Annotated in this window: 12 protein-coding genes; 5 read left to right on the top strand and 7 right to left on the bottom strand. The window is 59.1% G+C overall.

Annotated elements, in window-relative coordinates:
* Window positions 1–4 precede the first annotated feature (4 nt).
* The 5 genes from EPD59_RS14460 to EPD59_RS23280 all read right to left on the bottom strand — a co-directional run bounded on the left by EPD59_RS14460 (window position 5) and on the right by EPD59_RS23280 (window position 6,423).
* The gene (locus EPD59_RS14460) at window positions 5–1,786 is read right to left on the bottom strand and encodes a tetratricopeptide repeat protein (RefSeq protein WP_165963606.1); all 1,782 of its coding nucleotides are present in this window, start codon (window positions 1,784–1,786) and stop codon (window positions 5–7) included.
* Between the two features lie 95 nt (window positions 1,787–1,881).
* Window positions 1,882–2,067 (bottom strand): hypothetical protein, encoded by a 186-nt coding sequence (locus tag EPD59_RS14455; RefSeq protein ID WP_133273402.1) that lies wholly within the window; start codon window positions 2,065–2,067, stop codon window positions 1,882–1,884.
* Window positions 2,068–2,076: 9 nt separating this feature from the next.
* A complete protein-coding gene (locus EPD59_RS14450) occupies window positions 2,077–2,490 on the bottom strand; it encodes a hypothetical protein (RefSeq protein WP_133273401.1) in 414 nt (137 codons plus the stop codon).
* 469 nt (window positions 2,491–2,959) lie between these two features.
* Window positions 2,960–3,127 carry a methyltransferase family protein gene (locus EPD59_RS22665; RefSeq protein WP_165963605.1) on the bottom strand — a complete coding sequence of 56 codons (168 nt, stop codon included), beginning with the start codon at window positions 3,125–3,127 and terminating at the stop codon, window positions 2,960–2,962.
* Between the two features lie 8 nt (window positions 3,128–3,135).
* Complete coding sequence (locus EPD59_RS23280) at window positions 3,136–6,423, bottom strand: class I SAM-dependent DNA methyltransferase (RefSeq protein WP_262712901.1); 3,288 nt, start codon at window positions 6,421–6,423, stop codon at window positions 3,136–3,138.
* Window positions 6,424–7,010: 587 nt separating this feature from the next.
* Between EPD59_RS23280 and EPD59_RS14440 the strand changes: the two genes are divergently transcribed.
* Window positions 7,011–8,633 (top strand): vWA domain-containing protein, encoded by a 1,623-nt coding sequence (locus EPD59_RS14440; RefSeq protein WP_133273400.1) that lies wholly within the window; start codon window positions 7,011–7,013, stop codon window positions 8,631–8,633.
* Window positions 8,634–8,800: 167 nt separating this feature from the next.
* Here the strand turns inward: EPD59_RS14440 and EPD59_RS14435 are convergent, their stop codons facing one another.
* Window positions 8,801–9,556: an SGNH/GDSL hydrolase family protein gene (locus EPD59_RS14435; protein ID WP_165963604.1), complete on the bottom strand. Its 756-nt coding sequence runs from the start codon at window positions 9,554–9,556 to the stop codon at window positions 8,801–8,803.
* Window positions 9,557–9,750: 194 nt separating this feature from the next.
* Complete coding sequence (locus EPD59_RS14430) at window positions 9,751–10,290, bottom strand: heme NO-binding domain-containing protein (RefSeq protein WP_133273398.1); 540 nt, start codon at window positions 10,288–10,290, stop codon at window positions 9,751–9,753.
* Window positions 10,291–10,570: 280 nt separating this feature from the next.
* Between EPD59_RS14430 and EPD59_RS14425 the strand changes: the two genes are divergently transcribed.
* From EPD59_RS14425 to EPD59_RS14415, 4 genes are all read left to right on the top strand, one after another.
* The gene (locus EPD59_RS14425; protein ID WP_133273397.1) at window positions 10,571–11,380 is read left to right on the top strand and encodes a polysaccharide deacetylase family protein; all 810 of its coding nucleotides are present in this window, start codon (window positions 10,571–10,573) and stop codon (window positions 11,378–11,380) included.
* Window positions 11,381–11,415: 35 nt separating this feature from the next.
* Window positions 11,416–12,501, top strand: a complete 1,086-nt coding sequence (locus EPD59_RS14420) for an oligogalacturonate lyase family protein (protein WP_205703416.1) — start codon at window positions 11,416–11,418, stop codon at window positions 12,499–12,501.
* The gene (locus tag EPD59_RS21955; protein ID WP_205703415.1) at window positions 12,450–12,638 is read left to right on the top strand and encodes a hypothetical protein; all 189 of its coding nucleotides are present in this window, start codon (window positions 12,450–12,452) and stop codon (window positions 12,636–12,638) included. Before EPD59_RS14420 ends, EPD59_RS21955 begins: the two co-directional genes overlap by 52 nt.
* A gap of 149 nt (window positions 12,639–12,787) precedes the next feature.
* On the top strand, window positions 12,788–13,879 hold the full coding sequence (locus EPD59_RS14415; protein WP_133274700.1) for a glycoside hydrolase family 88/105 protein: 1,092 nt from the start codon (window positions 12,788–12,790) through the stop codon (window positions 13,877–13,879).
* The last annotated feature ends 205 nt before the right edge of the window (window positions 13,880–14,084 follow it).

Genomic DNA, 14,084 nt, shown 5'->3' with positions numbered 1-14,084 from the left:
GGTACTACCTGTAGGCTGGGCAGGTGGGGGCAAATTCGGTGGTGAGCGTGGCTTTGAAATCTTTGTTGGCGGCCTGGTAGCTGTAGTGGGCCAGGCGCAGACACTCTTCCGCCAGCGCGTTCAGATCGGTGGGCTGCGGCTGGCCGCTGCTGGCGCGCGAGTGTTCCAGCATACTTTTCACAATGCGGTCGGCGCGGCGGCCGTGCTGATGAATGCTGAGCTGGTTGTGCGACAAATCATCGAGCAGCTGCGTGATGTTTTCGCGGCCCCTTTCCGACAACGATTCCTTGGCCAGCTCTTCCTGTAGCTCGGTGGTCAGCTCCACACCCAGGTCGGAGAAGTTGGTGATGAAGTTGAGCGGGTTCTGAATCTCGTGGGCCACGCCGGCCGTCAGCTGCCCCAGTGAGGCCAGCTTTTCGTGCTGCACCAGCTGGGCCTGGGTTGCACGCAACTCCGTGAGGGCCTGGTCGAGGTCGTCGCGGTGGGCGGCTATTTCCTGATTCTTCTCGTTGAGGTGACGGTTGGCGCGCTGCTTTATGTACACGTTGCGCAGCAATAGCCCGGCCAGCAGCAACAGCCCCACAATGCCAGCCAGCAGGCCCACGAACTTCTGCCGTTGGCGCTCGGCTTTCTGCTTCTGGAGCTGGCGATCTTTGTTGAGCAGGTTAATCTGGGCCTTCTTGCGGTCCAGCTCATAGCCGTAGCGCAGGGCGCTGCTGCGGCGCTGCGTATCCTCACCCGAAAGCGAGTCGTTGTAGGCTATTTGCAGGTTGCGGTAGCGGTAGGCCTGCTCAAAGTCGCGGCGCTGGGCGTAGGCTTCGGCCAGCAGGTCGCTGGCTTCGCGAATATTGCTGTTGCTGCCCGACTCCTGGCTCAGCCGCAGAGCGTCGTGCGCGAGCGTGAGCACGCTGTCGGGCTGGTTGGCCAGCAGAAAGGCCCGGGCCAGCATCAGCTTCACCGAGGGCAGGTTGTATTGGTCGTTGGTGGCGCGTGCCAACTGTCGGGCCCGCTGGCCGTGGGCCATAGCTTCAGCCTGATTTCCCATTCGGCCATATACATCGGCCAGATTAATTTCATCGGATGTTTCAGCACCCACCACGCCCCGCTTTTTACTCATCTGTAAGGAGCGCTGATGATAGCGTAAAGCCTGCGGGTACTTTTCAAGCATCTGATACACACTGCCCAAGCCGTTCAGTGCCTGCGCCACTGCTTGCTCGTCGCCCAGGCGCTGGGCGTTTTTTAGGGAGGCTTGCAGCATCGGCAAGGCCTCGGTATAGTTGCCCAGCTTGGCGTAAGTATTCGCAATGTTGACCTGGAGGCGCAGGCGGGTTTGCAGGTCGCCGGTTTTCTCCGTCAGCGACAACCCTTTGAGGGCAGAAGCCAGGGCGGGCACATAGTTGGCTTGCAACAAATCTATCCAGCTCATTTGCAGCCACAGCCGGCCCATTCCTTCCTGGTCGGCGCGCTGGGCAAACAGGCGCTGAGCCTGCTGGGCGTAGCGCCGAGCCTCGGTATAGTTGGTTTGGCGGCGGTACAGGATGCTGATGGCCAGTAGCGCTTCGGCTTGCCCATCGCTGTACGCCAGCTGGCGGGCCAACGTCAGGGCCTGCTGATTTAGCTCTGTGGCCTGCGGAATATCAGCCACCCGCACGGCGTGAGCCAGGGCCAGCAGGCGCTGCACGCGGACGGTGTCGGGGCGGGGCTGCTGGCGCAATAGCCGGCGCAGGCTATCGGCGGCGGCAGGCGTTTGGGCCCGCGCCGGCTGCGGGAGCAGGGCAACGCTCAAAAGAAGCAGAAGAATACAATGCTTCATGCTGGCGGGCACTAAGGGTACATACGCTGCCGCGCGTGCTGGTAGGCGGTTATCGGGCTACCGTCGCGCTACTCTTCGTCGGTAGTGCCGCCTCCCTGGCTTTGGGTGGCCTGGGGCGGGTTGTGCAGTACGCCGCTATCCAACGTAGAGAGGTCGACGGGTTCGTCGGAGGGGCGACTGGTGGAGGTGGGGGCGTCTGGGTTCGACTCCTCAGGAGCCGAATCGTCTTTGCTGGGAATTCGGGTTTTTGCCATGTTGCTGTGCTAATAGGGCGGGTTATGAATGACTCCTCCCGTTCTTTCTACCAGTTCTCCTTCTTTGCTAAACTTAAATTCGGCAAACCGAAGTGTAGCTTCCACTATCTCCCCATTCCGGAGGGCAGTCACATTAACGTCGTAGGGCTTTTTCAAGCGGTACTTGGGAGGCATTGCCAGGTAGATGAGATCTACAAAGCCAGCATGCGGCACGTCGGTGAAAGATGGCGTACCAGCTATCATCGAGTCATTCGTGTTTATAACGTACAGTATATCATCGCTTTCCAACTGAAAAGCCGCCGTGAACGAATTTGGGTCAGCAAGTCGCTCACAAGTTTCGCTGAAAGCGTCAACGTATAGCTGCCATTCATCCGATGGCACTGGAAACTCTATGATATTGGCATTGCCTCCGTTAGATTCCATACATCGAATAAATCAGGTGATAGTGCACAGTAATATATATTTTAAATAGTATAATACAAATTAATATTGAATAAATTATGATAAAGCTAAAATATGCAATTGTGCCTACCGTGCCCACGCTTGGGTAGGGTTGGTAGTGGAAGGAAAGTAGCCGTTTGAGAGACGAGGGTATAGCTAGAAAGGTGGTCATACAGCCAGAAAGACCGTTAGGCAGCAAGAAAGGCCGTCGGGCAACTAAACAGCCCGTCATGCCGAGCGGAGTGAAGCATCTCGCTCGCGGTGGTGAGAGTACTAATCTAGTGTCAGCGCGCGCGATGCGTCGCGTTGCTCGGCATAACGGCCTTATTTGAAAAAAGCCCCCCGAACAACTACACAACGTTAGCACCGAGGTCAACCACCCCAGCCGCGCCGTTGGCGCGGCGTCCCCTCCTCCGCTGAGGAGGGGAGTTGGTCGTTCTTCTTTCTCTGGTTAGGCGGCGTAGGTGCCTTCTTCGGTGGGGCGGAGCAGGCTTAGGGCGGTGAGGGTATCCAGCAGGGGCTGCACTTTTTCGGGTTTGGTGCGGCGGAAGCGGGCGGCTACTTGGGCGGCGGTAAGTGGGTTGGGGGACTGTTGGACGGCGTCGCGGACGGCTTGCATTTGTTGGGCTAGCTCGGTGGGCCAGGGCTGGGGGCATTTGTGTCGGTGGGGGCGGGGGTAGCGGCGGCGCTGGGGGGCAAATGTAGGGCGGATTGCTGTTGGTCGGGGGCTTGGTAGGCGGGGCGCAGGTAGCGGACGTGGCCGGCTTGCTCCTCGCGGGCGCGCTCGTGGTTGAGGCGCACGAGGCGGGTGAGAATGTCGGCGTCGGGGAGGTCTGGGGGGCAATTGTAGGCTTCGGCGACGGCCGCGTCGAGCTGCTGGTGGAGGCTGAGCACCACGGAGGCCAGGCCCTGCTGGTTGATGGTGTGCTCTTTGGCCGTGGCCAGGGGCTGACCGGCGCGCAGCTTCTCGACCACGTTGTAGAGGTCGGTGAGGGTGAGGCTGGGGTGCAGGGCCTGCTGGCGCTTGCGGTGGGCGTCGAGCTGTTCGGCCAGCTCCCGGATGCGCGCCTGCTGCTCCGCCGTGGCGGCTGGGAAGGGGAACGGGTCGAAGCAGCGGGAATTATTATAAATAGGGTCATTTCCAACTCCCAACCTACTTCCCAATGCAAGTGACCAAATAGTATGGATTCTACTTGAAAGTACGCCCAGGTGGTATGCATCATCAGACGCGATAACTACAATTCTGTCATCAGGAAGAATATTCGAGTCTAGAAAAACAAAAAAGTTGTGCTTGGATACTCGTAGGGTAACTATGTAGCGAGATAGACCTGCAACCGAAACCCTCATTTCGTCGCGAGTTCTACCATGAAGCCACCATTTCTTTTTCACTTGAGGCTCGCTGCTTTGGTCCCTTTCAGGCTTAACTCTTTCTAAGATGCGCTGAAATGCCAACGCATTTTGGGCTAAAGCCTCAGTTTCAGTAAAACCAAAAAAGTCAATTACAAGAACTCCTCGTCCATTCGCTGCCAAGTCACGGCCATTTACATAAGGACGAATAGTTGTCCTTGCTTTATCGTTGTCAGAAGCTATCAGTATTCTAGCTTCCTGCTCTTCCAAAATAAAACCTAACCCATAGAGCTGTACTCCTCTGTTGGACAACCCGGCATTAGCTTTTAACGACTTAGCGCTGTCAATATCAGCTCCAACTGACAAATCAGGCATTATCCTTCCATCTTGCCCTGAAAAAGTCACTTCAGCAGCTTCATCTCCTTCAGCAACAGATTCAGTCTTCAGATTCAATAATTGCCCCCCAGCGGATGAATTAGCCGAAGTTCGTTCGGCCACCGTCATGGCGATGCGCACGGCGGCTCCTTCGGCAGCATCAACCCACGGATGGTCGGGAATGGCGAAGGTGAGCGTGAGCGGGGCTGGGTCGCCTTCCAAGAAAGGCTGCATCACACGGCGGTTGAAGGTTTGCTTGAGGCTGTTGGTGGTGATGAAGCCAAACCGCTCGGCGGGGCCCCGCTGCACGGCGGCCGCGGCATTGTACCACCAATACATCACGAGGTCGGCCGAGTCGGGCACTTTGCCTTTGTAGGCTTTGCGCAGGGCCTCGGTGTAACCGTCGCCGAGGGCATCGCGCATTCGAGACGAACCCACAAACGGCGGATTGCCGACAATAAAATCGGCTTCCGGCCACGCGGCGGGCTGGGGATTGGGATAATCGAAGACGGCGGTGCGGGCGGTTTCGTCGGGGATGGGCTGGCCGGTGGCGTGGTGGAGGCGGGTGGTGCCGTCCCAGCGCGTGACGGGGAGGCCGTGGGCATCGAGGCGGGGCACGGGCGGGTCGTGCTGGAGGGCGGCATCCTGCTGGCGGATGTTCTGGTACTCATCCAGCAGGGGCTCGGCCAGCTGCGTGACGCCGTGGGTGCGCAGGTGCCATTGCAGGTAGCCGATGCGCAGCACCACGTCGGCAATGGCGGCCGCGCGCGGGTTTAGCTCCAGCCCCAGTAGTTGGCGCGGACTCACGGTGGTGCCGCCGCCCAAATCGAGCAGGCCCGTGTGGCCGTAGCTGTTGATGGCGGCCAGCACTTCGCCCTCCAGGCGCTTGAGGTGCTCCAGCGTGACGTAGAGGAAGTTGCCGGAGCCGCAGGCCGGGTCGAGGATGCGAATGGAGGTGAGCCGGTTGAGGAAGCGGACCAGCTCGGCGCGGGCTTCTTTGGGCTGGCCTTCGTCGAGGCGACGAGCGCCGGCGGCCTGGGCAGCGGCCCACTCGCGGCGCAGGGGCTCCAGCACCGTGGGCAGCACCAGGCGCTCTACGTAACGGCGCGGGGTGTAATGGGCGCCCAGACTGTGGCGCTCCTTGGGGTCGAGGGCGCGTTCGAGCAGGGTGCCGAAGATGGCGGGCTCCACCTCGGTCCAGTCGGCCTCGGCGGCTTTGAGCAGCAGCTGCATCTGGTCGGTGGAGAGGGGCAGGGCCGTGGCATCATGAAACAGCTTGCCATTGAAGCGGCGCAGACGGGCCTTGAGGTCGGGCGAAAAGCCCCCCAGGTCCATGGTGCGCCACAAGCCGGCCAGGGCATCGGGCAGAAACTCGCGCAACTCCGGGGTGGAGTAGGTGCGCAGCATGCCCGTAAAGCTTTGCTTCGGAATCAGGCCCACATCCTCGGAAAACATGGTGAACAGGCAGCACATCAGGAACTGCGCTACCACGTCGGGCGCGTGCCCGGCTCGCTCCAGCTGAGCCGATACGCCGGCCAGGTAGCCCGCCAGCTCCCGCGTGACGCGGGCGGCGCGGCGGCTGGGGTCGAGGGCGCGGGGCTCCAGAAACACCTGGCGCAGCAGGGCGCGGGTGCTCTCGTCGGCCAGCGCCGACAGCGACAGGCGGAACTTACTTTGGTCGGGAAACGGCACAAACGAGTCGCCGACGCCGGCAAAGTTGGCGTACACATCAATGCAGTAGCCTACATCCACCACCAGCACAAACAAGGGGCGGGGCTCATCGGCGGGCAGGGCGCGCACATAGCCGAGGGCTTGCTGGCGGGCGGCCTGCATCATCTGCTCCCACTTGGTGGAGTTGCGCACGGCGTGGCCCTTGCGGCGGGTGGCGGCGGTGAAGCCCAACTCGGCGCGCTCCAGCTTCTGCTGTTGGTCGGGTGTATCGGTGCCTTGTTTGGTTTCGAGCACAAAGCAGCCGCGCTTGTAGAGGTCGATGCGGCCGGTGCTTTTCTTAGCGCCGTCGTTGAACTGCACGGCCCGCTCTAGCACGTAGGCATCCTGGGCGGGGTTGTCGGTAGTCGGGTCGGGCTTGGGTACTTCTAATAGGTCGCAGAGGTCTTGGAGGAAGAGGCCGTAGTTGGCGCGCTCCGCGCCACCCGCCGGGCGCCAGCGGGCTTCAAATTCGGGATAGGTCACGATAATGGGTAAGTAGGATTGGGGGCGGAAGATAGGGAGGATTAGCCTCACCCCCAGCCCCCTCTCCTAGGGGAGAGGGGGAGCCTAGCGCGCGGCCTGCGCGGCCCTGTCGGCTTGCGCCTCCAGCACCGCTACCGAGTTAATAACAGCAGTAAAAAGGTCAGTATAACAGAGAAAAGACCCCAGAATATTTCTGGGGGGCTTTTCTCTGCTATCTCAAATATGGTAGCGGTTGCGGAGGCAGCAGCCGACGTTGCCGCGTGGCACGACTAGCGTCTGGCTCCCCTCTTTTTGGGAGAGGGGGCTGGGGGGTGAGGCCCCGTTGAACAGGGTAAGAAGATAGGGGTATGGTGTTGGGTTACCTAGGAAGGAGTGCCGGTATATAGGACTACAGGCGGCGCTGCCTGTGTATTTGCCTCCCCCGGACCAAGCCAATGGTGGTCAGCCGGGCCAATGCTACCGCTGAGTTTTCGTCGCGAAGAAAACTAGGTCGTAGTGCGCTCCCTGCAAGGTCGCGAGTTGCGGCGGGGCGAGTGGCCGGTGCCAGTCACCGGGGGGCTTTTTTCCTCCCCACAATTTTCTTTCCCATGAAAATAAACCGCTTGCTGCCCCTGTGGGGGCTGCTGGGGGCCGCGTGGCTATTGCCCGCCTGCCACCAACAGTATTCAACCGAAAAGCTGGAGAGAATAGAGGTCGCCGCTTTGGAGCCCGCGCCGGATGAGGCCTCAGCGCCTGCTGACCCCAAGTCATCGGACTCCCTAAGCTCCACCCGCGAAAATTACGCTGTTATTCACGAAAACCCGTTTTTGGCGGCCGAGCGCAATCCGCTCAGCACCTTCGCCATCGACGTAGACCGAGCTTCTTATACTAATGTGCGCCGCTTCCTGACCCAGGACCGGCAGTTGCCCCCACCCGACGCCGTGCGCCTGGAAGAGTTGGTGAATTACTTTCCGTACCGCTACCCGCAGCCGCAATCCGGCCCGGCCTCGCTGAATGCTGAAGTGGCCGCCTGCCCTTGGAACCCAGCGCACCAACTGGTGCTGGTGGGCGTGCAAGGCAAGCAGGTAGCGGTGGAAAATCTGCCGCCGGCCAACCTAGTATTTCTGATCGACGTGTCCGGCTCTATGAGCGACCCACAGAAACTGCCCCTGCTGCAGGAGTCGTTGCGGCTGCTGGTGCGCGAGTCGCTGCGGCCCCAGGATTATGTATCCATTGTGGTGTACGCCGGGGCGGCCGGGGTGGTGCTGCCACCCACTTCGGGGGCCGAGCCCGCTACTATTCTGCGCGCCCTCGATGCGCTGGAGGCCGGTGGCTCCACTGCCGGCGGGGAAGGACTGCGCCTGGCTTATCAACTCGCTCGGCAGCACCAGCGGCCCGGCGGCAACAACCGGATTATCCTGGCCACCGACGGCGACTTCAACGTGGGGGAACAGAGTGACGCTGATATGGAGCGACTGATTACGCGGGAACGAGAATCGGGCGTCTTTCTGTCGGTACTGGGCTTCGGGGCAGGCAACCTGCAAGACAGCAAAATGGAATTGCTCGCTGATAAAGGCAACGGCAACTACGCCTACATTGACCAGCTGAGTGAAGCCCGGCGGGTGCTAGTGCAGCAGTTCGGCGGCACGCTCTTCACCCTGGCTAAGGATGTAAAAATACAGGTCGAGTTTAATCCTGCTTTAGTGCGCGAGTATCGTCTGTTGGGCTATGAAAATCGCCTGTTGGCCGCCGAGGATTTCAATGATGACCGCAAAGATGCCGGCGAGCTTGGCGCCGGCCAGCAGGTAACGGCCCTCTACGAAGTCGTGCCGGTAGCGGCTCCCGCCACGGGCAGCACCACCATCGACCCGCTGAAGTACCAGACAAATAGCCCCCATCCGGCCGCCACGAGCAGCACGGAGCTGCTGACCGTGAAGCTGCGCTATCAGGAGCCGGCTGGCAGCGCGAGCAAGTTGCTCACCCTCCCAGTGCGTAATGTCCGGCTCGATGAATCCATTGTACAAGCCTCCGACAACCTGCGCTGGGCCGCGGCCGTGGCTCAGTTCGGTTTGCTGCTCCGTCGTTCGCGCTACGTGGGCACGGCCACCTGGGCTAGCACCGCTGCCTTGGCCCGCACCAGCGAATCTTCTGACACGGATGGCTCGCGCACTGAATTTCGGGAACTCGTGCAGGAGGCGACAGCACTGAGTCGGGCAACCTCCGCCCGATAAGCTGCTCTAGATCCGAGCGCTATTATTGCTCACTTATCTCCCCTGTGAAGGGAAGGTAGCTACGTCAGCCTAAGACGAAATGGACAAAAAAAGCCCCTAGAAATGCTTTTCAATTCTGGGGGGCTTTTTTCTATTAGTAGAAACGCTAGAAGTTACACGTAGTGTCTCTACTTGCCGGCCTTAATAACCGCCACGATTGACTTGGCGAAGATGGGAGCGACTACCGCCTGGCCGGCGTCGTTGAGGTGCACTAGGTCGTGGTAGTATGTTTTGTCTTTCTCGGTGCCGCCGGGGCCAATGCGTGAGTCCTGGGCTACGTCGGCTAGCTCGTGGAATAGCGTGTTGCCGCTGGCTTTTACGGCGCGCAGGGCCACGTTCACGGCCAGACGGTCGCGCTCCTGGGTGGCGGGGTAATCGTCTTCGGAGCGGGGCAGCAAGCTACCCATCACGATTTTCCACTCCGGATGCGCGGCCCGTGCGCGGCGGCACACTTCCAATAGTGATTCCTCGGCTTGCTTGGCCGTGGCGCCGTAGTAAATATGGTTGGTGCCTTCCCAGAGCACCAGCACGTTCACGTCCTTGGTCGGGTCGAAGGCGGCGTTGATTTTCGGCATCTGGTCGAGTACCTGCGGAGTTACATAGTTGGCCACCGCGAAGTTTTCGGAGGTGCCCGCCCCTAAAGCAGTGCCACCCTGGGTCTTGACTTCGGCCATGATCTTGCTGTCGATGACAAAGCCTAAGTAGCCGGAGAGCAGGCTGTTGCCGGCGTAAGTGATTTTGTAGGTAATAGGCGCCGCCGGGGCAGGAGCGGGGGCTGGTGCCGGAGTAGGCTCCGGATCAGCATCGGAGCTGCTGGAACTGCAACCAAACAGGCTAATGGAAAGGGCAAGAAGAAAGCTGCGGGTGGTGATTTTTATAGACATGAAGCGAGTTTTAGGATCAGAAACAGGCAGAGTACAAGCCATTATGGAATAGTACACTCGCTAGTTTCAGCACCCTAGAACGTGCATCAGAGTAAAAAAGATATTTGCCTCACCATCTACTTTCGCCCGCGCCATGCTTTCACAACCTGTAAAGATCTCCCAAAACTCAACGGTAAATTCGTAAAAACACGCTGCTACGACCGGCGCACATGAATGCGTACCTGCTCGCCGTCGTGGCTGGTGGTGGGCATCACATCGATGCGGTCGGCCTCGTCGAAATACGTAGCCAAGCCGCGCACGATACCTACTGCCAAGCCGCTCATGCGCCGCGGCGATACATAGTCAATGATCAGCTCGTTCTCGCCGAGGCGCTCTACATTGAGCACTGGGGGGCTATTTTCGGGGTGCTCGCGCCGTACTTGCTTGTGCATGGTAAGCTCCGTGTGCTCTATCATATCAAGGGTTTTCCACTCAGGCTGCACGTACTTCTGGTACATAAACATCAGATCGGGCACCAAGTACTCGCCAAACTTCTCGTGCAGCTCGCCCGCCGACAACCCGGTCATCTCAGCGGCCTGCCCTACTAGGGCATATATGTGCTCGTCGGGGTAGGCGGTTTTGTGGTCAAACTCAATGTTTTCGAGGCCGGAAAGCTCCATGAGCTTCAGCCAGGTGCTATGGTCGTACTGGGTTTGAACGTAGCGCTTTAGCAGGAGTAGAACGGTGCCGTGCATAAGATGGAGGTAGGTGGGAGCGGATGGAAGGGTAGGCTAAAACGATGCAAGCACCCAGGCTTTTATACCCTGACTGGCTTACACTTTTGCGCAGGTAGCGGCCGGAGCATAAGCTATGCGCCGTGCAAAAACTCGCTGGCGGCCTGCGTGTTTTCTAAAGGTACGACACTCCATGTAAGCAGCTGTTTTGGCACGAGCTACGGCATTTTGGAGCGAACGAATTTCACTGCACCCCAGAGTACAGGAGGGTTAGGGGCAGAGAAGACTGTTTCTTGTACACATGCTTCCCACCTCTCACCCCCACGGTTTAAGGGATTACGCCTGTCAAGTGCTGCTTTTGGTGGCGCTCTGCCTAGTGGCTATTTCCGCTGGTGCCCAGCAGCTACGGCGGGCCGTGCCGGATAAAGTGGTGGTGCTCACCTTCGACGACGCGGCCCTGACGCACGCCACCTATGTAGCGCCCCTGCTCAAGAAATACGGCTTCGGCGCCACCTTCTACGTCTGCGAGTTTCGTCCCGATTTCGCCGACAAAACCAAGTACATGAGCTGGGCTCAAATAGCGGACTTGCATCGTCAGGGCTTCGAAATCGGGAGCCACACGCTCACGCATAAGCACGTGAACAAAATGAGCGCGCCCGAGCTGGTGGCCGAGCTGGATTCTATTGAGAGCCGCTGCGCGGCTAATGGCATCTCCAAGCCAACCACGTTTGCCTACCCCGCTTATGACACGCACCCTATTGCCTTCACGGTGCTGCCCCAGCAGGGCTATCAATTTGCCCGCGTGGGCGGCGACAAGCCCTACGATCCCGCCACGCATAACCCGCTGCTCATCCCCAGCTTCACTACTACCGGCACCGATAAGCAGCACGTACTCACGGCTATTCAACAGGCCGTGGGGGGCAAAATTGTGGTGCTCACCGTGCACGGCGTCCCTGATTACGCCCACGACTGGGTAACCACGCCGCCCGCGCTCTTCGAGGAATACCTACGCTACCTGCACAATAACAACTACAGAGTCATTGCCCTACGCGACCTCAAAAAGTACGTGCGGGTGCCAACTGCTACGGCGGCAAAGGCGCCCAAGTCCTGAATTCTAAACGTCCTACTCAATCTCCCATCCCAACTATGAAACCAACCAGACTTTCACTCCTGCTCAGCGGCGGTCTGCTGCTCTTCGGAGCCACTGCTGGGGCCCAAACCAAGCAGGAAACCGGTGGTAAGCCCATGCCCGCCGATTGGATAGACCAGGACACGGGCCACAAAGTGGTGCGCCTGACGCCCACCGACGGCGGCAACGGCAGCTTTTATTTTCACAACAATCCCTTCCTGCAAGGCAAAGCCGGCGAAGGCGACAAAATGGTGTATTACCACACCGATGAGCGCGGCAAGCAGTTGCGTCTGGTAAACTTAAAAACCCGGCAGGTAGAGCCACTGAGCCGTTATTTCGCCAAAGTGAGCGGAGAAATAGTAGCTCCCAAAGGTCGGGACGTGTTCTACCAAGCCCAAGACACGGTGTACGCCACCAACGTGGACACGAAAAAGACCCGCCGCATCTATGTGTTTCCCAAAGATTTTCCGGGCAACATCACCAGTCTGAACGCCAACGAAACGACCATCGCTGGCGCGCTCGGCGGCGAAGAAGCCCGCGAGATATTGCGCAAGTACCCGGCGAAGAGCGACTTCTTCAACCGCATCTACGACGCCAAGGTGGAGCACATTCTGTTCACCATCGACACCAAAACGGGCAAGCGGACCGACATTTACAAGGAAAACACCTGGCTGGGCCACGTCCAGTTTTCGCCCACCGACCCCGACCTACTCATGTACTGCCACGAAGGCCCTTGGCACAAGGTAGACCGCATCTGGCACATCAACATCAAAACCAAGCAGAACAAGCTGGTACACAAGCGCACCGTGGAGGGCGAAATTGCTGGCCACGAGTTCTTTAGTCCCGATGGCAAAACGGTGTGGTTTGACTTGCAGAAGCCCCGCAGCGTGACCTTTTACCTAGCCGGCGCCGACGTGAAAACCGGCAAGGAAAAGCTCTACCAAATGGACCGCAACGAGTGGTCGATTCACTTCAATGTTTCACCCGATCAGAAGCTATTCGCGGGCGACGGCGGCGACGCGGGCCAGGTAGCCAAAGCCCCCGATGGCATGTGGATTTATTTGTTCCGCCCGAGGGCGACAAGTTTAAGTCGGAGCGACTAGTGAACATGAAGCACCACGGCTACAAGCTGGAGCCCAATGTCCACTTCTCACCCGATGGCAAGTGGATAATTTTCCGGGCCAACTTCGAGGGGCAGGAGCAGGTGTACGCGGTAGAAATTGCCAAAGCGGCGTCGTAGCAACCCGCGCCCGAACGACTACAGAAATCAGTAAATCTTATGACACCACAACCCATTATGATGACGCAGCGCTGGGGGCTTTTTGGCAACAAGTATTAGTGGCGGCTTGCCTACTTGCTTGCTTGGGAACGACGGCGGAGGCCCAGAAAATGCCCAAGCAGAAGGACGTGCTCAAAACCATGCGCAAGACCAACGCCTACTTCATGAAAAAGTGGCCGGACACAGGCAAGGAAATCGTGACCAACAAAACGCGCCCCAGCCACATCTGGACGCGGGCCGTGTACTACGAAGGCCTGATGGCGCTCTACGGCATCGATAAGCAGAAGCAGTACTACGACTACGCCGTGGACTGGGGCGAAAAGCACCAATGGGGCCTGAATAACGGCATTACGACTCGCAACGCCGACAACCAAGCCGCCGGCCAAACCTACCTTGCGCTCTACGAGATAGACCCCAAGCCCGAGCGCATCCGCGACATCAAAGCCAGTATCGACCTGATGGTGAACAGCCCGAAGGTAGACGACTGGTGGTGGATTGACGCCCTGCAAATGGCCATGCCCGTGTACGCCAAGCTCGGTGTAATGACTAAGGATACGGCCTACTACGAGAAGATGTACCGCCTCTACAACTACTCCAAGACGGTGCACGGTACCAACGGCCTCTACAACCCCCAAGACCAGCTCTGGTGGCGCGACAAGGACTTTGTGCCCCCATACAAGGAGCCCAACGGTGAAGATTGCTACTGGAGCCGCGGCAACGGTTGGGTAGTGGCGGCCATGGTCCGGACGCTCGAAATCCTGCCCCAAAATGCCCCCCACCGCGCTGAGTACGAGCAAATGTACCTGAACATGATAAAGGCTTTGCCCGCCCTGCAGCGCCCCGACGGGTATTGGAACGTCAGTCTCCACGACCCTACAAACTTCGGTGGCAAAGAGCTAACGGGCACGTCCTTATTCATCTACGGGATGGCCTGGGGCATCAACAACGGCCTGCTCGACGCCAAGCAATACCAGCCTATCATCGCCAAAGCCTGGAACGCCATGGCTAAGGAGTGCGTGCACCCCAATGGCTTCCTTGGCTATGTGCAAGGCACCGGCAAAGAGCCCAAAGACGGCCAGCCCGTGAGCTACACCAGCAAGCCCGATTTCGAGGACTACGGCCTCGGCTGCTTCCTGCTGGCCGGCAGCGAGATCTACAAAATGAATGATGTTAAATCAAAATCAGTAAGCGCTGGAAACTAAAGAACGACCAACTCCCTCCTCAGCGGAGGAGGGGACGCCGCGCCAACGGCGCGGCTGGGGTGGTTGACCTCGTTGCTGACGTTGTTTAGTTGTTCGGGGGGCTTTTTTCAAATAAGCCCGTCATGCCGAGCAACGCGACGCATCGTGCGTGCTGACACTAGATTAGTACTCTCACTAGCGCGAGCGAGATGCGTCGCTGCGCTCG

This window comes from Hymenobacter radiodurans (assembly GCF_004355185.1).
Taxonomy (GTDB): domain Bacteria; phylum Bacteroidota; class Bacteroidia; order Cytophagales; family Hymenobacteraceae; genus Hymenobacter; species Hymenobacter radiodurans.
This window is presented reverse-complemented; position numbering and strand designations above follow the sequence as displayed.